Raw genomic sequence first — 20602 nt, forward strand, 5'->3', positions numbered from 1 at the left:
TGGCGCGTTGGGTTTTCTATCACTAACGGGTTGATGAGGTATACCCCCCCCCACACCACTCACGAGAGCCTTTAGTCGAACAGGGCCGGGAGCGTCTTTTCCCAGGTCTCGCGGAGCTCGTCCAGCGTGAACTCCGTGATGCCCTGGAGTTCCAGCGAACCCGACTCCGGGTCCACCACACCGGTCTTGCGCCACGGCAGGCCGCGCGCGGTCAGCATCTCGGTGAACCGCAGTTCCTCGGTGCGCGGCACGGCGACCAGCACCCGGCCAGCGGACTCGGAGAACAGCTGCACGAACGGGTCCTGCTCGGAGTCGAGGAAGACACGGGCGCCGCACTGTCCGATGAGGACGGTCTCGACGAGCGTCTGGATCAGGCCGCCGTCGGAGATGTCGTGCGCGGCGGAGATCATGCCGTCACGCGAACCGGCGATGAGGATGTCGGCCAGCAGCTTCTCGCGCGCCAGATCCACGCGAGGCGGGCGGCCGCCGAGGTGGCCGTGCAGCTCGCGCGCCCAGGCGGAACCGTCCAGCTCGTCGTGGGTCTCGCCCAGCAGCAGCAGGGTTTCCCCGGCCTCGGCGCCGATCCCGGTCGGGATGCGGCGGGTGACGTCGTCGATCACGCCGAGCACGCCGACCACCGGCGTCGGCAGGATCGCCACGTCACCGGTCTGGTTGAAGAAGCTGACGTTGCCGCCGGTGACCGGGATGCCGAGTTCGACACAGCCGTCGGCCAGACCGTGCACGGCCTGCTCGAACTGCCACATCACGCCCGGGTCGGTCGGCGCGCCGAAGTTCAGGCAGTCCGACACCGCGACGGGCTTCGCGCCGCTGGTGGCGACGTTGCGGTACGCCTCGGCCAGCGCGAGCTTCGCGCCCTCGTACGGGTCGAGGTAGACGAACTTGCTGTTGCAGTCGGTCGAAACGGCGACGCCGCGGCCGGTGGACTCGTCGATCCGGATGACGCCGGAGTCCGACGGCTGCGCGGACACGGTGTTGCCGCGCACGTAGCGGTCGTACTGGGAGGTCACCCATTCCTTCGACGCCTGGTTCGGCGACGAGATCAGCTTGAGCACGTCGGCGCGCAGTTCGTCCGATGTGGACGGACGCGGCAGCTTGGCCGAGGTGTCGGCCTGCAAGGCGTCCTGTGTGGACGGTCGCTGGATCGGGCGGTCGTACACCGGGCCCTGGTGCGCCACGGTGTGCGCCGGGACGTCGACGACGACCTCGTCGTTCCAGGTGATGACGAGGTGCTCGCCGTCGGTGACCTCGCCGATGTCGGTGGCGATGACGTCCCACTTCTCGCAGACCTTCATGAAGGCCTCGACGTTCTCCGGCGAGACGACCGCGCACATGCGTTCCTGCGACTCGCTGGAGAGCACCTCCGCCGGGGTCATCCCGGTGGCGCGCAAGGGAACCCGGTCGAGGTAGATGTGCATGCCGCCGTCACCGGCCGCCGCGAGCTCCGACGTCGCGCAGGAGAGCCCGGCGCCGCCGAGGTCCTGGATGCCGACGACGAGCTTCTGCGCGAACAGTTCGAGACAGCACTCGATGAGCACCTTCTCGGTGAAGGGGTCGCCGACCTGGACGCTGGGCAGCTTCTTGCGGCCGCCCGAGCTTTCGTCGCCGGAGAAGGTGTCACTCGCGAGCACGGAGACGCCGCCGATGCCGTCGAGGCCGGTGCGCGCGCCGAACAGGATGATCTTGTTGCCCTTGCCGGAGGCGAAGGCCAGGTGCAGGTCCTCGACGCGCATCGCGCCGACGCACAGGGCGTTGACCAGCGGGTTCCCGGAGTAGCTCGGATCGAACACGAGCTCGCCGCCGATGTTCGGCAGGCCGAGGCAGTTGCCGTAGCCGCCGACGCCGGCGACCACACCGGGCAGCACGCGGCGGGTGTCGGCCGCGTCGGCCGGGCCGAAGCGCAGCGCGTCCGCCACCGCGAGCGGACGCGCGCCCATCGCCATGATGTCGCGCACGATGCCGCCCACGCCGGTCGCGGCGCCCTGGTACGGCTCCACGTAGGACGGGTGGTTGTGGCTCTCGACCTTGAAGGTGACCGCCCAGCCCTCGCCGATGTCGACGACGCCCGCGTTCTCGCCGATGCCGGCGAGCATCTTCTCCTTCATCTCGGGAGTGGCGGTCTCGCCGAAGTAGCGCAGGTGCTTCTTCGAGGACTTGTACGAGCAGTGCTCGCTCCACATCACCGAGTACATCGCCAGTTCGGCGTCGGTCGGACGGCGGCCGAGGATCTCCCGGATCCGGGCGTACTCGTCGTCGGCGAGGCCGAGTTCGACGTACGGCTGGGTCTGTTCCGGGGTCTTTTCGGCAAGTGCGGTGGTGTCGACTGGGGCGTCAACGGTGCTGGTCACGGTGTCCACATCAGGGTTCGCCACGGCCCTAAGAGTAGGTGAGGGGTCTGTTCGCCCCGCCGTCGCCCAGGGATAAATCGGTCGCGCCGGAGACGGTGATCCGCTTACCGTCGATAATCGTGCTTTCCGCCACATATCCCCTTCCGCGACTGCGGCTGCCCGCCAAGCCGACCGCTTGGCGGTACCTCGTCGCGATGATGTTCGCGCGGCCGGGACTGCTCGTCGTGTCGGCGATCAGCGGTGCGCTGTGGTCGTTGCCGATCGCCCTGCTGCCGGTCGCGATCGGCCGGGGTGTCGACGCGATCGGCCGCGGTGACGGCGACTCCGTCTGGCTGTGGGCTCTCGCGGCCGCCGGGCTCGGGATCGCGCAGACGCTCGCGGGCACTGTGCAGCACTTCGCGTCCTACGGCTGCTGGATCCACGGCGCCGGGGTCACCCAGCGCCTGGCCACCGAGCATGCCGCGAAGCTGGGTGTGAACCTGCGCGACACGACCACCACCGGTGACGTGGTCGCGATCACCACCAGCGACATCAACCCGATCGGTGACTCCTTCGAGGTGCTCGGCCGGGCCTTCGGTTCGCTGATCGCGTTCATCGTGTGCGCGACGGCGCTGCTGACGACGTCCCCGCTGCTCGGCGTGGTCGCGCTGGTCGGCGTCCCGCTGGCGGTGGTCGGCATCGGCCCGCTGCTGAAGCCGCTGGAGAAACGCCAGACGAAGCAGCGCGAGGAGAAGACCGACGTCAACGCGCTGGCCGCGGACATCGTCTCCGGCCTGCGGATCCTTCGCGGTGTCGGCGGCGAGAAGCAGTTCCTCGACCGCTTCCACCGCTCCAGCCAGCGGGTCCGGGCGGCCGGCGTCCAGGTCGGGCGCAGCGAGGCGTGGCTCGCGGCGGCGGAGATCGCGCTGCCGGGTCTGGTCACGGTGGTCATCACCTGGCTGGGCGCGCAGCTGGCGATCAACGGCACCATCGGCGTCGGCGAGCTGATCACGTTCTACGGCGTCTCGGTGTTCCTGGTGGTGCCGGTGACGACGGCGACCGAGTTCGCGGGCGTGCTGAGCGCCGCGCTGGTTTCGGCGCGGAAGGTGTGCAAACTGCTGTCCACCGAACGCACGCTCGGCGAACCCGAGCACCCGGTGCCGCTGCCGGAAGGCCCGCTGGACCTGGTCGACGAGACGTCGGGGATCAAGGCCGAGGCCGGGAAGCTGACCGTCATCGACGTGGGGGCCGACGCCGAGGCGGTGGCGTCGCGGATGGCGCGGTTCACCGACCCGGGTGAACCCGCGCTCGCCGGCGGGGTCCCCGTGGATCAGGTCGCGCTCGGCGAACTGCGGCGGCGGGTGGTCTACGCGCACAACCAGGACATCTGGTTCTCCGGGGTGCTGCGCGAGCAGGTCGCCCCCGCCGAACCCGGCGAGGTCGAGATCACCGAAGCGCTGTACGCGGCGGACGCCGAGGACATCGTGGACGCGCTGCCGAACGGCGTCGACGAGGTGATCGGCGAACGCGGACGCGAGGTTTCCGGTGGTCAGCGGCAGCGGCTGAACCTGGCCCGCGCGCTGGCGACCGACGCCGACGTCCTGCTGCTCGACGAGCCGACCTCGGCCGTCGACGCGCACACCGAAGCCCGCATAACCGAACGCGTCGCGAAGCTGCGGCGCGGCAAGACCACCGTCGTGTTCAGTCAGAGTCCACTGTGGACGCACGTGGCCGATGTGGTCGTGAGTACGAAAGTGCCCGCATGAAGAAGCTGCCTTTGGCAGACAAGAAAGACGTTCGACGATGGATAAGGGTGACCGCGCGGGACAACAAGCGCGAGTTCTCCGTGATGCTCGGGCTGTTCTGCGTCGCGACCGCGATCGGGCTGGCCGGGCCGCAGTTGCTGGGCGCGCTGGTGGACGAGGTCGTCCAAGGCACCACGACCGCCACGATCACCTGGCTGGCGATCGCGTTCGTGGTCGTGCTGGGCGCGCAGGCCTGGTTCAAGGGGCTGGCGCGGCTGCGCGCGCGGGTGTTCGGCGAGCGGATCCTCGCGAACAACCGCGAGGAGTTCGTCGGGAACGCGCTGAACCTGCCGCTCGGGACTGTCGAGGCCGCGGGCACCGGTGACCTGCTCAGCCGCGCGACCACCGACGTCAGCCGCATCGACCACGCGGTGCGGTTCGGCGCGCCGGAGATCCTGATCGCCGCCGTCACGGTGGTGTTCACGGTGATCGCGATGGTGGTCACGTCGCCGTTCCTGGCGCTGGGCCTGCTGGTCGCGCTGCCGCTGCTGGTGCCGGTGAACCTCTGGTACCAGCGACGAGTGCCGGACGTGATGCGCCGGATGCTGGACCGGTGGGCCGAGTTGCAGTCCACCACGCACGAGACCGCGGAGGGCGCGCGGACGGCCGAGGCGCTGAACCTGACCGGCCGCCGCGTGCGCGCCGGGCACGACGGTCTCGACGCGGCGATGCTGGGCGAGCGCAAGATCCGGGCGCTCCAGATGCGGTGGATCCCGTCACTGGAGATCAGCTACGTGCTGCCGGTGTCGGTGATGCTCGGGCTGGGCCTGCTCGCCTACTCGAACGGCTGGGAAGGGCTCGGCACGATCACCGCGATGCTGCTGTATTCGCAGGTCATGACCGGCCCGCTGAACGAGGCGCTGTTCTGGCTCGCGGACATGCAGGTCGCCGGTGCCTCGCTGCGGCGGCTGCTGGGCGTGCGGCCGTCTTCCTCGGAGGCTCCGGCTTCGGAGGCTCCGCGCGGTCAGGACATCGAGGTCCGCGACGTGCGCTTCGGCTACAACGCGGAGCGCGAAGTGCTGCACGGGATCGACCTGCGGGTGCCTGCCGGTGAGCGGCTGGCGATCGTCGGCCCGTCCGGTGCCGGCAAGTCGACGCTGGGACGGCTGCTGGCCGGGATGTCCGCGCCGACGTCGGGTTCGGTGCGGATCGGCGGGGCCGAGGTCTCGACGCTGCCGGACGACGTCCTGCGAGGCGAGGTCCTGTTGCTGACGCAGGAGCAGCACGTTTTCGCGGGGACGCTGCGGGACAATCTCACGCTGCCCGCCGGGGACTGGTCCGACTCCCGGCTGCTCGACGCGCTGACGTCGGTCGGGGCTTCGGAGTGGGTGGCGAGCCTGCCGGACGGGCTGGACACGAAAGTCGGGGCCGGGGCGGTCGCCGTCCCGGCGGCGATGGCGCAGCAGCTGGCGCTGGCTCGGGTGGTGCTGGCCGATCCGCACACGCTGGTGCTGGACGAGGCGACGTCGCTGCTGGACACGGGTTCGGCGCGGGAACTGGAGCGTTCGCTGAGCGCGGTGCTCGAAGGGCGGACCGTGATCGCGATCGCGCACCGGCTGCACACCGCGGCCGCGGCGGACCGGGTCGCCGTCATCGAGGGCGGCCGGGTGACCGAGCTGGGTTCGCACGCGGAGCTGCTGGCGGCGGGTGGGCCCTACTCGGCTCTGGTGGCCGCGGCCTCCTGAAGTGACAGGTGTGTCATGAGGGGTCCCCATAGGACACCTTTCGTCCCATGGGGACCCCTCATGACACTTCAGGCAGTGGCGACGAGTGCGTCCACGGCGCTGTAGAACATGCCGAGGCCGTCATCGGAAGGCCCGGTCAGGGCGTCGATGGCGTGCTCCGGGTGCGGCATGAGCCCGACGACGCGGCCGTTCTCGCTGCGGATCCCGGCGATGTCGTTGCGCGAGCCGTTCGGGTTGCCGCCGACGTAGCGGAACACCACGCGGCCCTCGCCCTCCAGCTCGTCGAGGGTGGCCTGCTCGGCGACGAAGCAGCCGTCGATGTTCTTCATCGGGACGATGATCTCGGCGCCCTTGTCGTACCGGGTGGTCCACGCGGTGTCGTTGTTCTCGACGCGCAGCCACTGGTCACGGCAGATGAAGTGCAGCCCGGCGTTGCGGATCATCGCGCCCGGCAGCAGCCCGGCCTCGCACAGGATCTGGAAGCCGTTGCAGATGCCCAGCACCGGCATGCCCTTGTGGGCGGCCTCGATCACCGAGGTCATCACCGGCGCGAACCGGGCGATGACGCCGGCGCGCAGGTAGTCGCCGTAGGAGAAGCCACCGGGGACGACGACGGCGTCGACGCCCTTGAGGTCCTCGTCCGCGTGCCACAGCGGGACGGCTTCGGCGTCGGCGTAGCGGACCGCGCGGGCCGCGTCACCGTCGTCGAGCGTGCCGGGGAAGGTGATGACCCCGATCCGGGCGCTCACGCGTCCACCCGCCGGATGGTCCACTGCTCGATGACGGGGTTCGCGAGGAAACCTTCGGCGATCTTTTCGAGCGTCGCGTCGTCGACGGAGTCGTCGACCTCGATCTCGAAGTGCTTGCCCTGACGGATCCCGGCGATCCCGGTGAAGCCGAGACGACCGGCCGCGCCGAGCGCGGCTTGGCCCTGCGGGTCGAGGATTTCGGGCTTGGGCATGACGTCGACGACGACTCGGGCCACGGCAGGCTGCTCCTTATTCACGCAGGTCGTGGGTACCGCCCGAGCCTACTTCACTACGGTTGACGCATGACCTACGGGCAGTACGCGCCGCCGAAGAAGCCGAAGACCTGGCTCTGGATCACGCTGACGCTGGTCGTGGTCCTGATCGCGGGCGGTGTCGCGTTCACCGGGTTCGTGACGCCGGGGTTCTTCAAGTCCAAGGCCGACACCACGTCGCGCGCGACGCCGGAGCAGCTCAGCCAGTCGTTCGTGAACGGCGTCGCCGAGGACAGCGCGAGTCAGCTCTGGTGCGCGATCCGCTCGAAGCGGTCTTACGCGTTCGAGCAGACCATGGGCGTCTCCGAGGGCGCACAACTCAGCACGCCCGCGCGTCAGCGTGCGGCCGAGGAGTACTCGGCGGCGTTCACCTCCGGGGGCCTGACCGTCGGGATCGCGATGATCCCCGGCGAAGGCGGCTGGTGTGTGCGCGACGCCAAGGTCGGCGGCGAGCCCGAGCCGCTTCCGAGCATCGAGACCCGGCCGTCGCCGCGCCCCGACGTCAAGACCGGCGAAGAGGCGGGGAACAAGTTCGTCGACGCGATCAACGCGCGCGAAATCCCGGCCGCGCTGGCGGTGCTGTGCGCGAAGGTGCCGGACACGACCCGCGACGGCGTTCAGCAGATCATCCACGGCGAGGCTCGGTACACCGTGGACAAGGCCGACGTGCTGACCACCGCGAAGCAGACGATCCTGCACCTCACGGGCGAGAACGACGGGGTCCGGAAGCCCGGCCGGGTGGAGACCGAGGACGACGCCGACGGTGGCCCCTGCGTCGCCTCGTTCGCCCCCGACTCCGACTGAGCTCGCACCCATCCTTCGACTGGGGGATGCTCGGAGCGCGGCGTTGGGCCAAGATGAGCCCATTGGCGGGGCGTCAACACCGGGCGAGCAGCAGGAGGCACCGTGGCCGATCAGGACTCCTTCGACTACGTGATCGTCGGCGCGGGCAGCGCGGGATGCGTACTGGCGAACCGGCTGAGCGAGGATCCGTCGGCGCGGGTGCTCCTGCTCGAAGCGGGCGGCGAGGACGACGCCGACGAGATCCACATCCCCGCCGCGTTCCCCGGTCTGTTCAAGACCAAATGGGACTGGAACTACGAGACGGTCGAGCAGAAGCACACCGGCAACTCCCTGTACTGGCCGCGGGGGAAGACGCTCGGCGGCTGTTCCTCGATCAACGCGATGATCTACATCCGTGGCAACCGCGCCGACTACGACGGCTGGCGCGACTCGCACGGCGCCGAGGGCTGGGGTTTCGACGACGTCCTGCCGTACTTCAAGCGGGCCGAGGGGAACCAGCGGCTCGGCGGGCCGCTGCACGGCACCGACGGGCCGCTGAACGTCGAGGACCGTCGCTTCACCCACGAGCTTTCGCACGCCTGGGTGGATTCCGCCGTCGCGTGGGGGCTCAAGCGCACCGACGACTTCAACGGCGAGGCACAGGAAGGCGCCGGCGTCTACCAGGTGACCTGCAAGAAGGGACGCCGCTGGTCGACGGCCGACGCTTACCTGCGGTCGGCGTTGTCGCGCTCGAACCTGACCGTGCGGACCAACGCGCAAGCCACCCGAGTGGTCTTCGAAGGCACCCGCGCGGTCGGTGTGTCCTATTTGGACAAAGGGGTCGAGACGACGGTCCGGGCATCGACCGAAGTCCTGCTGAGCGGCGGCGCGGTGAACTCGCCGCAACTGCTGATGCTGTCCGGCGTCGGCCCGGCGGAGCACCTGCGGGAACACGGGATCGACGTCGTCGCCGCACTTCCGGGCGTCGGCGGCAATCTGCACGACCATCCGGCCTGCGGGATCATCTGGTCGACCCGCGGCACCACCGACCTGGTGGACGCGGCGACGCCCGGCGGCCTGGTGCGCTACCAGCTCACCAAACGCGGCCCGCTGGCGTCGAACATCGGCGAGGCAGGCGCGTTCTTCCCCGCCGCGGACGGGGTCTCGCCGCCGGACATGCAGATCCACGTCGCGCCGACGTTGTTCTACGACAACGGAATGCGGGAGCCGACCGTGCCCGGCTTCACCTCGGCGGCGACGCTGGTGGACGTCGCGAGCCGGGGACGGCTGCGGCTGAAGTCCGGGAATCCCTTGTGGAAGCCCGAAATCGACCCGGCTTACTACGCTGAGTCCGTGGACATGGAGAAGATGCTGGCCGGGATGCGCGCCCTGGTGGAGATCGGGAAGTCCGGTCCGCTGGCGCGATACCTGGACAAGCCGTTCCTGCCGGAGCGCCACGACCTGACCGACAGTGAACTGGCCGACTACGTGCGCGAGAAGACGCAGACGCTGTACCACCCGGTGGGGACCTGTTCGATGGGGACGGACGAGAACGCCGTCGTCGACCCGTCGTTGAAGGTGCGCGGGGTGGACGGGCTGCGGGTGGTGGACGCGTCGGTGATGCCCGTGGTGCCGCGGGGGAACACGAACGCGCCGACGATCATGGTGGCGGAGAAGGCCGCGGACCTCATCCGGGGCGAGTAGCGCTCAGATGTCATGAAAGGGTCGTTCCTGACGAAAAACGTCAGGAACGACCCTTTCATGACATTCGCGAGGCGGGCAGGTCAGCGTTTGCCGTGCAGCACGGTGATCAGCTTCGCCACCAGGGCGTCGGTCTTTTCCTTGCGGGAGAACGAAGTCAGCACGATCGGCGCGGTGAAGCGCTGCCGCGCGACGGCCTTCGGGCGGGCGAACTCGCGCAGGCCTTCCGGGCCGTGGATCCGGCCGAAGCCCGAATCGCCGACGCCACCGAAGGGCAGCGAAGCGATACCGGCGAAGGAAAGCGGCGCGTTGATCGACGTCATGCCGGTGCGCAGGCGGGCGGCCAGTTCGAGGCCGCGCGACTTCGAGAACACCGTCGAACCGAGGCCGTACTTCGTGTCGTTGGCCTTCTCGACGGCCTCGTCCATGTCGCGGACCTTGGCGATCGTGACGGTCGGGCCGAACGTCTCCTCCTTGACCGCCGCGGAATCCTCCGGCACGTCGACGAGCACGGTCGGCTGGACGTAGCGGTCGCCGACCGCGTCGACACCGCCGACCAGGGCCTTGCCGCCGCGTTCGATGGCGTCCGCGATGTGACGCTTGATCACCGCGAGCTGCGAAGGCATCGTCACCGGGCCGTACTGCGCGGCCTCGTCCGAACCGGCCCGCACGTCCTTCGACTTCTCGACGACCTTCGCGACGAACTCGTCGTGCACGCGCTCGTGGACGTACACGCGCTCGACGCCGATGCAGGTCTGACCCGAGTTGGAGAACGCGCCCCACACGGTCGCGTCGGCGGCGGCCTCCAGGTCGGCGTCCGCGTCGACCAGGACCGCGTCCTTGCCGCCCGCTTCGATGATCACCGGCGTCAGCGTCTCGGCGGCCGCGGCCATGATCTTCTTGCCCGTTCCGGTCGAGCCGGTGAAGGCGATCTTGTCGACGTTCGCGCTCACGAGCGACGCGCCGGTCTCGCCGAAACCGGTGATCAGCTGGAGCACTGGCCATTCCGGGACGACTTCGTTGAAGGCGTCGACCAGCCATTTCCCGACGCCGGGCGTGTACTCGCTCGGCTTGAAGACGACGGTGTTTCCGGCGGCGAGGGCGTAGGCGATGGAGCCGAGCGGGGTGAACACGGGGTAGTTCCACGGGCCGATCACGCCGACGACGCCGAGCGGCTGGTACTCGACCGTCGCCGCCTGGTTCGACATCATCAGCCCGGCCGCGCGGCGCTGCTTGCCGAGGATCTTGCGCGCGTTCTTGCCCGCCCACGCGATGTGTTCGATGGCGAGGACGCTCTCCAGCTGCGCGTCGGCGATCGGCTTGCCGGTCTCGTCGCGGACGACCTGGCACAGCTGCGGCAGCCTGCGGGTGATGACGCCCTTCCAGCGGCGCAGCCGCTCGGCGCGACCGTCGTAGCCGAGCCCGGCCCACCATTCGGCGCCGTCCCTCGCGCGGGCGACGGCGGCGCGGACGTCCTCCCTCGTGTGCACCGGGTAGGTGCCGACGACCTCGTCGGTCGCCGGGCTGAGGGAATCGAAGGTCTCCCCCACGCTGTGCGCGGTCGGCTTCGGCTGGACTGCGGTCATCGACTTCTCCCGTGTCTCGGCTCAAAGCCCAGGCTACGACGTTACTGACGGCGTGCCAATAGCTCGCCTGGGGCGTGCCACCAGCATTACACAGGAGACGAGAGCCGCAAGGCCGTCGAAGCCGGTCAAGCCTCCGTTGCCCATTCCACGCAAGCCGGACGCGCACCTCCGGTGCTCAGGAACTCCTGCGCGGCATTACGTGCGTCCGCCGCGGGTATCTCGGCGTCGTCCGGATACTCGAACTCCGCGCGTCCCAAGTAGTAGATGACCTCACCGTGCTCCGGTAACGGGAAGGCACCGCTCTTGCTGTAGTACTCCTGGTCCTCGTCCGCGTAGCGCAGAGTTCCCCGATCCCCGTGCAGGCCCACGGTGAGATCCGGTTTCATGATGTCGCCGTCGACGAAGAGCTGGACGACCTGCGGGCCTTCCAACGCGGCCACGGAATCGAGCACGGCGTCCAGCTCCGTCTCACCAGTGACGATCACGGGCTGATCCGTGTGACCGTGGTAGCACGCCTCGAGAGTCATCCTGGTTCTCCCCTGTAGTAGTCGACGGTTCGCGTGCCGTCCTCTGTCACGCCGTAAACGGTCATGGTCGCGCCCTCGGGAAGAATGCGTGCGAGCAAGCGATCGCCAACGGCTTCAGACCGATCTCCTTCAGATACGTTTGCACCTCGGCGTGAGTCGCTTCGGCGGGATCACCATCGACACCTTTCTTCTTCCCACTCACGAGGTGTCGCGATTCGGCCTCACCCCGCCCTCGCGCGAACCACAGCCCGTGGGTCTTTTGGCCGGAAGCCGGCTTCACCGGCGGCGGCAATCGAGCACGAAGCCGAGCGATGCGCTCCGAAGAATCTCCCGCGCCAGACGCTCCCGCGCCTGCGACCACCGGAACCGGCGCTCCGGCTGGCCCGGTCAAATGCCGTAGATAGACCTCGATTCGCGACAGCGCCTCTTGAACTCGCGCGGTCGTGGCTTCGACTTCCGCAAGCGCCTCGTCGAGGACGCCTGGCACCGCGGCCGTGTCCAGGTCTCGCACACCGGCCAAGGCCACGCGGTACTCCGCCAGCGCCTCGATCAGCAGGCCGCGGCTTCGCCGCAAAGCGGCGATGGCCCTGGCAGCGGTGGTGCTCGCGGCGTGAATGCGAGCGGCCAAGCCGTCGACACCGGCCACCGCCCACCTCCCCGGACGCCCTGACGATCATGACCCCTGCTCCGCAGGAACACCAGATATGTCGCTCGTTGTGACCCTCGTGCGGATCTGCAAACCCACTGCCACCACCGCGGCCCCCACTCCGAGCAGTGGGGCCAGCGCGACAGGCAGCACGCCGATGGCCAGCGAGCCCAGCCCGAACCCCGACGCCTGCACGGTGAAAGCCAGCGAGAACCCCTCGGACCGACGGCGTTCCGGCAGCAGTTTCTGCAGGTTGACCGACGAAACCGCCATCAGCGGACCGGTGCAGAGCCCGACGAGCGCGACCCCGCCGAGGAGACCCGCCCAGCCGAGGCCCGCCGACACCACGATCCCGCCGATCACGAAGCCCGCCAGGAACAACCGCGGGTCGCCAACCTTTCCGCGCGCCGCGTAGAGCGCGCTCCCGGTGATACTGGCGGCGCACAGCACGACGATGACGATCGACGTCGCCGAATCGGGCGCGCCGAGGCGCTGGACGAGCGGCAGCAGGCCGACCTCGATGGTCGACAGCAGCAGACCGACGGTGAACAGCCCCATCAGCCAGGGAACACAAGCGGCGACGGGCATCGCCTGGTGTTCGACTGTCCTTTGTGGATCACGGGCGACCGCTCGCCGCGGCACGAGCAGGGCCGCGAGCAGGGCGACGACCGCCATCGCGAGCACCGGGACGACCGGGCCGGACGTCGCCAGGAGCGCCACCAGCAGCGGCCCGCCGACGATGACGCCTTCCATGATCATCGCGTCGACCGAAACGGCGCGAGGCAGCTCGTCTTCGGTCACCGTCGCGGCGAGCAACGTCCGGAAACCGCCGCTGAGACCGCCCGCGACCAGCCCCGGCGGGATCGCCAGCGCGAGCAGCACGAAGTCCGGGGCGCCCGCGGAGGCGACCGCGGCCAGCAGGAACAGCCCCGCGGCGACCAGCGGCAACAGCACGACGAGACCGCGTGCGGGTCCGACACGGTCGAGCAGCCGCCCGGTCGGCACGGCGCCGACCATCTCGGCGGCGACGAACACGGCCATCATGACCCCGCCGAGCCGGTACGAACCGGTCGTCGCGGTGGTCAGCACGGTGAAGGCGAGCGGTGCCATAGTCGCGGGCAGCCGGTTCAGCTGAACCCCCGCCGACCAGCGCCAATACCCGGAATTACGCAGCAACGTCATGTCAGGAGACACTGCCGGGCGGGGCATGACCGAAACCACTGATTAGGTAATAGCCTAATCGGATGCTCGAACTGGTCCTGACCGCCGAGAGCGCCCACCGCGTCCGCTTCGGCATCTCGCCGCTCGACGAGACCATGGGCGCAATGCAGACCCTGCTCGGGCGGCGCGGGCACCCGAGTCACCTGCCGTGGCTGCGCGAGGCCGCCGCGAAACTGCCGGACCTGCCCATCGGCGACTTCGCCAGGGTGATGAGCGCGCGGCACTACATCACCGACTTCCTCAGCCCGCCGCCGACCGGGCCGGAGACCACCGCGTCCGCCCAGCTCGCCGAGATCCGCCGCACGCCGCCGGACCAGGTCGCGCGCGAACTGTCCAAAGTAGACGCGGACTTGAGCGGGCTCCCCGAAGATCCGGCCGTCGCACGGGATCTACTGGCCGATCAGATGGAGATCGCCTGGACCGAACTGGTCGAGCCGCATTGGCCGCGGATGCGCCGCTTCCTCGTCGCCGACATCGAGGAACGCTCACGGCGGCTGGCCGCCGGCGGGATCGCGCTGGTGCTGGAGGACATCCACCCGCGCGTGCGGCTCGTCGACGACGTCCTGGTGATCGAGATGACCGAACGCGGCCGCGTCCACCTCGACCGGCGCGGCCTCCTGCTGATCCCCGGCGTCTTCGCGTGGCCGTCGGTCGGCGTGATCACGATGGAACCGTGGCAGCCTTCGCTGCTCTACCCGGCGCGCGGTGTCGCCGAACTCTGGTCCGACCCGGAACGCCCGCCCGACGCGCTGGCGGGCGTGCTCGGCCGAACGAAAGCCGCGCTGCTCACCGCCCTCAACGAGCCCGCGAGCACCACCGAGCTGGCGCGCAGGCTCGGCTTCTCCGCGCCGACGGTGTCGCAGCATCTGACCGCGATGCGCGCGGCGGGCCTGCTCGACACGCGGCGCCGCGGCCGCGAAGTGCGCTACCTGCGCACCGAACTTGGCGACGCCCTCCTCCGGGCATAGGCTGGAAAACGACCTACCTCGAAGGAGAACATCGATGCGTATTGTCCACTTTGGACACGCTTGCACACTTTTGGAGACCGAGGGCGCGCGGATCCTGATCGACCCCGGCACCTTCTCGGTGGGTTTCGAGGGCGAGCGTGAACTGGACGCCATCCTGATCACCCACCAGCATTTCGACCACCTCGACGTCGAAAGGCTGCCCGCGCTGCTGGAAGCGAACCCCGGCGCTCAGCTGATCGTGGACCCGGGATCCGCCGACGCCGTCCGGAAGCTCGGCGCCGAGTTCCAGATCGCGAGCCCCGGCGACGCGTTCGGCATCGGGTCCAGTGGCATCAACGTCGTCGGCGGTGAGCACGCCGTGATCCACGAGGACATCCCGGCCATTCCGAACGTCGGCTACATCGTCGATCACGGTGCCTTCTACCACCCGGGTGACTCGTTCTTCGTGCCGGAACAGAAGATCGACGTCCTGGGCCTGCCCACCGGCGCCCCGTGGCTCAAGGCGGGCGAAGCCGTCGACTACCTGCGCGCCGTTTCGCCGCGCCTCGCCGTCCCGATCCACGAAGCCGTCCTCGCGCGGCCGCAGATGCACTACGGCCTGTTCGCCAACCTCGCGCCGGAGGGCACCGAGGTGAAGGTGCTCGACGTCGGGGAACCGGTGAAGCTCTAACTGAAGGGAAGGCAAAGGGGGCGTGGCGGGTGGCGAGCCCAGCCGGGGTGAAGGGGACTTTCCCCGCATCGCACGCAGCGAAAGCTCCCTTCGCGTCAAGCCCCGCCGGGTTCCGGTGCTTCGGATGTCTCAAAGGGGGCCTTCAGGACGTTGAACGTCTCAAGGGCCCCCTTCAGGACACGACATCGGGGCCACCCGCCCCAGGCCACCCCGCCATCATCTTCGGCACGACGCGCTTGCCTTTCGGCTCACTGACTCCGGTAAGCCAGTTTCCGCACCAGGATCTCCGCCGGGCCGCGGTAACCCTTCCGGTGCATCCAGTACGCGACGACGACCGAAAGCAGCCACACGCCGAGCCCGCAGGCCGCGGCCACGAACGTCGGGTCCTTCGCCTGGCCGCCGAGGCCCAGCATGAACGGCGGCGCCAGGATCAGCCACGCCACCGACTGGAACAGGTACGCGCTCAGCGTGCGCTGCCCGAGCGCGGAGATCGCGGTGACGACCACGCCACGGTTCTTTTTGCCGACAGCCATGCCGATGAGGCCGAACAGGCTGAGGTAGCCGATCGCGCCGAAAACGCCCGCTCCCTCGTACAGCGTCTTGGCGAGCGCGGCGGTGTCGGCGTCGAACCCGACGTAGTCGCCGGCGAAGAGACCCATCGGCAGGGCGCCCGCGATCGCGACGCCGAATCCGCCGAACAGGCCGACGAGGAGCAGCTTCCGGTTCGGCTCCTCCAGCAGGCGCTTCTTCGCGGCCCAAGCGCCCACCCAGACGAAGAGGATCGACGGCAGCAGGACCAGCGTGATGGACGGCCATTCCACGAGGCGCCCCTGCAGGGCTTCGCCGTACGTCGGCGCCAGAGAAGACGCGTCCTCGGGGGACGGCACCGGCGCGCTCCCGGAGTTCCCGGTGAGCACCAGGTACATCAGCACGGCGAGGTAGCAGAGGGCGAAGACCAGGTAAAAGGCCGGAAGCCGATAGAAACCCTTGCCACGTTTCAAAAGCAGCAGGGTGAACACGATCCCGATGACGCCGTAAGCGCCGAGCACGTCACCGGAGAAGAACAGCACCCCGTCGACGGCGCCGAAAACCAGCAACCACGCGTGCCGCCGGAGCAGGACTCCTCGCGTTCGGGGCCAGGACTCGCCCAGGGCTTGCTGACGATCCGCGAACTGCACCATCCCGTAGCCGAGCATCATGCCGAACAGCGGCAACGCGCACGCGTGCACGAAGACGAACAACCCGACGAAGTACGGCCGTTCCAAGCCCTGCGGCGTCTGGTCGACACCCGGCGAGTTCCCCAGGAAGATGCTCGCGGTATGCGCCAGCGCGACCAGCAGCAGCGCGAAACCCCTGGCCAGATCCGGTGCGAGCACTCGCTCGCTGGTCGGCAACGACTTCATTGTTCCCCCATCGAAGGTCTTTAGTATCCAACGTACACTAATTAGTGTCCGACGGATATTAAGGACGGGCCGAGGGTGGTCAGTTCGCGTCGATGAGAGCGGCGACGCCGTTGAGGAGGACGTCGAGCCCGAAGCCGAATTCGGGGTCCTCGGCCTGGTCGGGCGTGCCGAGTCCGGAGGTCAGGAAGCCCACCGCGTCAGGGAAGCGCTCCGGGTCGATCAGCTCGGCGAGGCTCTTGCCGTAGGCCTGCTCGGACTGGGCCTGGCTCAGCCCGCTGTCCTTCCTGCCTTCCGCGAGCTGGAGGGCCTGCGCGCACGCGAGGCGTACATAGCCGCTGACCAGTACCAGAACCCCGCCTCTGGTGCCCCAGTCGAGACCGGTGTCGCGCAGCGTGCGCAGGATCGCGTCCATCCAGGCGACCGCGTGCGGGCCGGCGGGCGGACCGGACAGCGGCAGCTCGACCAGCCACGGATGGCTCATCAGCACGTCACGGTTGGCCTCGGCCAGCGCGGTCAGCTCGGCCCGCCAGTCGCCGGTGGGCGCCACCGGCGGCGGGTCGCCGATGGCGAAGTCGGCCATCAGCTCCAGCAGTTCCGACTTGGAGCCGATGTGGCGGTACAGCGACATCTTCGTGACGCCCAGATCCTTCGCGACGTTCGCCAGCGTCACGTTCGCGACGCCTTCGCGATCGGCGAGGGCCACCGCGGCCGCCACGACGCTGTCGACGTCGAGCACCGACGGCCTGCCGCGCGTCGCGCGTTCCGACCGGCGCCAGAGCCGCAGCAACGTCGCCTGTGCGTCACCCCGGTCGGCCTCTTCGGTCATTCCGTCAATCTAGTTGCAGGGACCGCGGCCGTGAGAGCGAGCCATAAGTGGCCCCGAAAGCCCGGTTCTCCAGCGAGACGTCGACGGCGTCGAGGAACGCCTGCCGCAGCCCCGGGCGCGCGAGGTCGGCGGCGTCGATGCCGAGCCGGACGAGCCCGCCGCGGCGCGCGGCCCTGGCGGCGGCCAGCACCAGCGCGAAACACCGGACGGTCTCCGTCCGGTGCGACGGGCCGCCGAACTCCTGCACCCTGGCGCGCCGCACCTCGCCGGACACCAGGTCCCGCACCGAGACCAGGTCCGCGCACAGCCTGAACCCGTGCTCGCGCAGGGCCTGCACGGTGCCCTCCGACGCGATCCAGCGCGGCGGCGCGAACCCGTCGACGGCCATGCCGTTGGCGTCGAGCGCCGCCTTCGCCGCGATCAGCCGCAGCCGCGCCTCGTGCGCGGGCAGGGCCGCGAACTCCGCGCGTTTGCCCAGCTGGACCGCGCGGTGGGTGGGGGTGATCCGGTGGTCGTAACCGTGCAGGAGGACGGAGTCGCCGTGAGCGCGGCGCGTCCGGACCCACTCGGTCACCGGCCCCTCACCGGTCCGGGCGGCGTAGAGGACGGACAACGGGACCTTGCGGCGGTCGAGTTCGGCCGCGAGGTCGGCACAGCGGTGCAACGTCCGGGTGGTCACGCCGGACAGGGAAACCAGCAAACGTGCGTCCACGTTCCCCATTGGGACAGACCGGCCTTGCGCCGGACTGACGACGGAGTGAACGCCGCAGGTCAGCCGGGCGAATCAGGCGGGCCAGTCGTCGAGCGAACAGCCGGTGATGCGCTCGTAGGCGTCGATGTACCTGGCCCTCGTGGCTTCGACGATCTCGTCGGGCAGTGGTGGCGGCTCCGGTCTCTCCAGCCGGTGCCAGCCCGACGCGGGTCCGGTCAGCCAGTCGCGCAGCGGCTGCTTGTCGAACGACGGGAGCGGGCTGTCCGGGGTGCGCCCGGCCGCCGGCCAGTAACGCGAGGAATCCGGGGTCAGCACCTCGTCGGCGAGCACCAGGTTCCCCTCGGGGTCGATGCCGAATTCGAGTTTCGTGTCCGCGAGCAGGATGCCGCGTTCGGCGGCGAACTCCGCGCCGCGGCGGTACACCGCCAGCGTCGCCTCGCGGACCTCCTCGGCCCGCTCGCGGCCGAGCTGCCCGACCACGTCGTCGAACGCGATGTTCTCGTCGTGCGAACCGCGATCGGCCTTGGTCGCGGGGGTGAAGATCGGTTCGGGGAGGCGGGAGGACTCGGTCAGGCCGGGCGGGAGTTCGACGCCGCAAACCGTGCCGGTGGCGCGATAGTCGGCCAATCCGGTGCCGGTGAGATAGCCGCGGGCGACGGCTTCGAGCGGCAACATCGCCAGGCGCCGCACCAGAAGCGCGCGGCCGCGGACCTCGGTGGGGATGCGTTCGTCGTCGTGGGAGACCAGGTGGTTGGGGAGGACATCGGAGAGGAGGGAGAACCAGAACACGCTCATCGCGGTGAGCACCCGCCCCTTGTCCGGGATGGGGGTGTTGAAGATGACGTCGTAGGCGGAGATCCTGTCCGAAGTGACGAGCAGCAGATGCTCGTCATCGACGGCGTAGAGCTCGCGGACCTTGCCGGCGGCGATCTTCGGGTATTCGAGCGTCGTCACGGCTGCACCCTAGCGATCAAGGATGATGGCTGATCATGCCGATCCACTGCGTTTCGTTCACGACCGATTACGGGCTGAGCGACGGTTTCGTGGCCGCTTGCCACGGGGTGATCGCGCGGATCGCGCCGTCCGTCCGGGTGCTCGACGTGACCCACGAGATCCCTCCGCAGCAGGTCAGGACCGGCGCCGAGGTGCTCGCCCAGACCGTGCCGTATCTGCCGGAGGGCATCCATCTCGCCGTCGTCGACCCCGGCGTCGGCACGTCGCGGCGCGGTGTCGTGGTGGTGACCGAACGCGGAATCCTCGTCGGCCCGGACAACGGCATCCTCATTCCCGCCGCCGAAACACTCACCGGGGTGATAGCGGCGTACGAACTCGCGGCCCCGGAGTACCGCCTTCCGGTGACGTCTTCGACGTTCCACGGACGCGACATCTTCGCCCCCGCCGCGGCGCATCTCGCGCGCGGCGTCGATCCCGCGGAATTCGGGCCGCGTGTCGACGACCTCGTGCGCCTGCCGGATCCGTTCGTCGCGGTGTTCCCCGGAAAGCTGGTCGCCGAAGTGCTCACCGTCGACCACTTCGGCAACGTCCAGCTGGCCGCGAGCCCCGCCGACCTCGACCTGGCCGGGCTGTCCGGCACGGTCTCGGTCAGCAGCGAACACGTCCTGGTGAAAGCGCTGGTCGGCGACACCTTCGGCACCGTACCGCCGGGCTGGAACGTGCTCTACACCGATTCCGCGGGGCGGCTCGCGGTCGCCGTGAACGGCGGTTCGGCCGCCGACGTACTCGGGCTGGGACCCGCCCAGGAGTGCACGATCACCTCGTCGCCGACGGCCAGCTGACCCGGCCCGGTGACCGCCATCTTGATCCCGAACGAGACGCCGCCCTCGGGTTCGCGCCGGTAGTCGGCGAGCGACCGGATCGGCTCGGGACCGGCCTTCTCGCCGGTCTCCTGATCGACCATCGGCACCGTGCAGCGGATGCAGACCTTGGCGTACCCCAAGTCCAGGCCGCCGGCGGTGAGCGCGCGGACGTCGTCCTCGCGATGCGGTTCCGGCCAGCCCGCGACGACGATGTTGGGCCGGAAACGATCCATCGGCACGGCCTCGGCGCCACGCGACGCGATGCGCTCGTTCAGACCGTCCAAAGAGGACTCGGAGGTGAGCAGGATCGCGTGCGCGTCGGCGAAGGCCGCGGTGCCGGGGATCTCGCCGTTGGTGACGCGCTCGTGCTCCGGCGCGAGCCCGACGAACACCGACGGCAGGCCCAGGACGTCGGAGAACCACTCGGCGGCCTCGTCGCCCTGGTGGACGCCCTTGCCCTGCCAGGTGAACGTCGCCGCGGGATGCCGCGGCCCGTCCGGCACGGTCTCGACCAGCAGGTCTTCGACGCCGGGCGCGGTGAGCCGCAGGCGGGCGCCGTCGTCGGTCACCTCGGCCCCGATCGCGGCCATCACCGGATGCTTCCGCTGACTGCGGAACTCGCCCTCCGGGGACACGACCATCCAAGCCCGGTCGAACCGCAGGCCCGCCGGGGTGACGTCGGCCGTTTCGACCGGCGTCCCCGCGCAGCCCTTGACCGGGTAATAGACCAGCTTCGCCACTCTCGCCATGGCCGCAGATTACGCGTGTCGGACGTCGTGAGCGGTACCACCCGAAGTACATGAAGGCCCCCTTCCTTGCGCCTGGCGCAAGGAAGGGGGCCTTCATGTACTTCGCAGAGGAAAGCGCGGCGGCGGGGCGAGGCAGG

19 protein-coding genes are annotated in these 20602 nt (G+C 69.5%); 7 read left to right on the forward strand and 12 right to left on the reverse strand.

What is annotated here, in order from left to right; translation table 11 throughout:
* Positions 1–71: 71 nt before the first annotated feature.
* A complete protein-coding gene (purL, locus tag ACFWMR_RS35790) occupies positions 72–2390 on the reverse strand; it encodes a phosphoribosylformylglycinamidine synthase subunit PurL (RefSeq protein WP_167405955.1) in 2319 nt (772 codons plus the stop codon).
* A gap of 95 nt (positions 2391–2485) precedes the next feature.
* Between purL and ACFWMR_RS35795 the strand changes: the two genes are divergently transcribed.
* The gene (locus tag ACFWMR_RS35795; protein WP_378381597.1) at positions 2486–4111 is read left to right on the forward strand and encodes an ABC transporter ATP-binding protein; all 1626 of its coding nucleotides are present in this window, start codon (positions 2486–2488) and stop codon (positions 4109–4111) included.
* A complete protein-coding gene (locus tag ACFWMR_RS35800) occupies positions 4108–5835 on the forward strand; it encodes an ABC transporter ATP-binding protein (RefSeq protein ID WP_378381598.1) in 1728 nt (575 codons plus the stop codon). Before ACFWMR_RS35795 ends, ACFWMR_RS35800 begins: the two co-directional genes overlap by 4 nt.
* Before the next feature lie 68 nt (positions 5836–5903).
* On the opposite strand, the gene purQ is transcribed toward ACFWMR_RS35800, so the two are convergent.
* Together purQ and purS are read right to left on the reverse strand one after the other, a co-directional pair.
* Entirely contained in the window at positions 5904–6584 is a 681-nt protein-coding gene (gene purQ, locus ACFWMR_RS35805) for a phosphoribosylformylglycinamidine synthase subunit PurQ (protein WP_093931925.1), read from the reverse strand.
* On the reverse strand, positions 6581–6820 hold the full coding sequence (purS, locus tag ACFWMR_RS35810) for a phosphoribosylformylglycinamidine synthase subunit PurS (RefSeq protein ID WP_093931922.1): 240 nt from the start codon (positions 6818–6820) through the stop codon (positions 6581–6583). The genes purQ and purS overlap by 4 nt, the downstream gene beginning before the upstream one ends.
* A gap of 66 nt (positions 6821–6886) precedes the next feature.
* On the opposite strand from purS, the gene ACFWMR_RS35815 reads away from it, so the two are divergent.
* Together ACFWMR_RS35815 and ACFWMR_RS35820 are read left to right on the forward strand one after the other, a co-directional pair.
* On the forward strand, positions 6887–7660 hold the full coding sequence (locus ACFWMR_RS35815) for a hypothetical protein (protein WP_378381599.1): 774 nt from the start codon (positions 6887–6889) through the stop codon (positions 7658–7660).
* A gap of 102 nt (positions 7661–7762) precedes the next feature.
* Positions 7763–9343, forward strand: coding sequence for a GMC family oxidoreductase (locus ACFWMR_RS35820; protein WP_378381600.1), 1581 nt, complete (start codon positions 7763–7765; stop codon positions 9341–9343).
* A gap of 80 nt (positions 9344–9423) precedes the next feature.
* On the opposite strand, the gene ACFWMR_RS35825 is transcribed toward ACFWMR_RS35820, so the two are convergent.
* The 4 genes from ACFWMR_RS35825 to ACFWMR_RS35840 all read right to left on the reverse strand — a co-directional run bounded on the left by ACFWMR_RS35825 (position 9424) and on the right by ACFWMR_RS35840 (position 13281).
* Positions 9424–10926 carry an aldehyde dehydrogenase family protein gene (locus ACFWMR_RS35825; protein ID WP_378381601.1) on the reverse strand — a complete coding sequence of 501 codons (1503 nt, stop codon included), beginning with the start codon at positions 10924–10926 and terminating at the stop codon, positions 9424–9426.
* A 125-nt stretch (positions 10927–11051) separates the two neighbouring features.
* Positions 11052–11453 carry an Imm1 family immunity protein gene (locus tag ACFWMR_RS35830; protein ID WP_378381602.1) on the reverse strand — a complete coding sequence of 134 codons (402 nt, stop codon included), beginning with the start codon at positions 11451–11453 and terminating at the stop codon, positions 11052–11054.
* Between the two features lie 61 nt (positions 11454–11514).
* A complete protein-coding gene (locus tag ACFWMR_RS35835) occupies positions 11515–12099 on the reverse strand; it encodes a hypothetical protein (RefSeq protein WP_378381604.1) in 585 nt (194 codons plus the stop codon).
* Positions 12100–12126: 27 nt separating this feature from the next.
* Positions 12127–13281, reverse strand: coding sequence for an MFS transporter (locus ACFWMR_RS35840; RefSeq protein WP_378381606.1), 1155 nt, complete (start codon positions 13279–13281; stop codon positions 12127–12129).
* A 62-nt stretch (positions 13282–13343) separates the two neighbouring features.
* Between ACFWMR_RS35840 and ACFWMR_RS35845 the strand changes: the two genes are divergently transcribed.
* The gene (locus ACFWMR_RS35845) at positions 13344–14288 is read left to right on the forward strand and encodes an ArsR/SmtB family transcription factor (RefSeq protein ID WP_378381607.1); all 945 of its coding nucleotides are present in this window, start codon (positions 13344–13346) and stop codon (positions 14286–14288) included.
* Between the two features lie 34 nt (positions 14289–14322).
* Positions 14323–14958: an MBL fold metallo-hydrolase gene (locus ACFWMR_RS35850; protein WP_093931914.1), complete on the forward strand. Its 636-nt coding sequence runs from the start codon at positions 14323–14325 to the stop codon at positions 14956–14958.
* 248 nt (positions 14959–15206) lie between these two features.
* Here the strand turns inward: ACFWMR_RS35850 and ACFWMR_RS35855 are convergent, their stop codons facing one another.
* From ACFWMR_RS35855 to ACFWMR_RS35870, 4 genes are all read right to left on the reverse strand, one after another.
* Positions 15207–16361, reverse strand: coding sequence for a DUF418 domain-containing protein (locus ACFWMR_RS35855; RefSeq protein WP_378381609.1), 1155 nt, complete (start codon positions 16359–16361; stop codon positions 15207–15209).
* A gap of 79 nt (positions 16362–16440) precedes the next feature.
* The gene (locus ACFWMR_RS35860) at positions 16441–17187 is read right to left on the reverse strand and encodes a TetR/AcrR family transcriptional regulator (protein ID WP_378381611.1); all 747 of its coding nucleotides are present in this window, start codon (positions 17185–17187) and stop codon (positions 16441–16443) included.
* Positions 17188–17191: 4 nt separating this feature from the next.
* Complete coding sequence (locus tag ACFWMR_RS35865) at positions 17192–17908, reverse strand: DUF2334 domain-containing protein (protein ID WP_378277638.1); 717 nt, start codon at positions 17906–17908, stop codon at positions 17192–17194.
* A 63-nt stretch (positions 17909–17971) separates the two neighbouring features.
* Entirely contained in the window at positions 17972–18853 is an 882-nt protein-coding gene (locus ACFWMR_RS35870) for a phosphoribosylaminoimidazolesuccinocarboxamide synthase (RefSeq protein WP_378381612.1), read from the reverse strand.
* Positions 18854–18888: 35 nt separating this feature from the next.
* On the opposite strand from ACFWMR_RS35870, the gene ACFWMR_RS35875 reads away from it, so the two are divergent.
* Complete coding sequence (locus tag ACFWMR_RS35875) at positions 18889–19695, forward strand: SAM hydrolase/SAM-dependent halogenase family protein (protein ID WP_378277637.1); 807 nt, start codon at positions 18889–18891, stop codon at positions 19693–19695.
* Here ACFWMR_RS35875 and ACFWMR_RS35880 read toward each other — a convergent pair.
* Positions 19578–20465, reverse strand: a complete 888-nt coding sequence (locus ACFWMR_RS35880; protein ID WP_378381613.1) for an MOSC domain-containing protein — start codon at positions 20463–20465, stop codon at positions 19578–19580. The two genes, ACFWMR_RS35875 and ACFWMR_RS35880, sit on opposite strands and share 118 nt — an antisense overlap.
* Positions 20466–20602 lie beyond the last annotated feature (137 nt).

Source organism: Amycolatopsis thailandensis, assembly GCF_042723255.1.
Lineage (GTDB): Bacteria > Actinomycetota > Actinomycetes > Mycobacteriales > Pseudonocardiaceae > Amycolatopsis > Amycolatopsis thailandensis.

What these genes read in the sequence shown, in the direction of transcription:
- ACFWMR_RS35800 (WP_378381598.1), top strand. Translation starts at nt 4,108, where the DNA reads ATGAAGAAGCTGCCTTTGGCAGACAAGAAAGACGTTCGACGATGGATA.
- ACFWMR_RS35815 (WP_378381599.1), top strand. Translation starts at nt 6,887, where the DNA reads ATGACCTACGGGCAGTACGCGCCGCCGAAGAAGCCGAAGACCTGGCTC.
- ACFWMR_RS35825 (WP_378381601.1), bottom strand. Translation starts at nt 10,926, where the DNA reads ATGACCGCAGTCCAGCCGAAGCCGACCGCGCACAGCGTGGGGGAGACC.
- ACFWMR_RS35830 (WP_378381602.1), bottom strand. Translation starts at nt 11,453, where the DNA reads ATGACTCTCGAGGCGTGCTACCACGGTCACACGGATCAGCCCGTGATC.
- ACFWMR_RS35840 (WP_378381606.1), bottom strand. Translation starts at nt 13,281, where the DNA reads ATGACGTTGCTGCGTAATTCCGGGTATTGGCGCTGGTCGGCGGGGGTT.
- ACFWMR_RS35845 (WP_378381607.1), top strand. Translation starts at nt 13,344, where the DNA reads ATGCTCGAACTGGTCCTGACCGCCGAGAGCGCCCACCGCGTCCGCTTC.
- ACFWMR_RS35850 (WP_093931914.1), top strand. Translation starts at nt 14,323, where the DNA reads ATGCGTATTGTCCACTTTGGACACGCTTGCACACTTTTGGAGACCGAG.
- ACFWMR_RS35855 (WP_378381609.1), bottom strand. Translation starts at nt 16,361, where the DNA reads ATGAAGTCGTTGCCGACCAGCGAGCGAGTGCTCGCACCGGATCTGGCC.
- ACFWMR_RS35860 (WP_378381611.1), bottom strand. Translation starts at nt 17,187, where the DNA reads ATGACCGAAGAGGCCGACCGGGGTGACGCACAGGCGACGTTGCTGCGG.
- ACFWMR_RS35865 (WP_378277638.1), bottom strand. Translation starts at nt 17,908, where the DNA reads ATGGGGAACGTGGACGCACGTTTGCTGGTTTCCCTGTCCGGCGTGACC.
- ACFWMR_RS35875 (WP_378277637.1), top strand. Translation starts at nt 18,889, where the DNA reads ATGCCGATCCACTGCGTTTCGTTCACGACCGATTACGGGCTGAGCGAC.
- ACFWMR_RS35880 (WP_378381613.1), bottom strand. Translation starts at nt 20,465, where the DNA reads ATGGCGAGAGTGGCGAAGCTGGTCTATTACCCGGTCAAGGGCTGCGCG.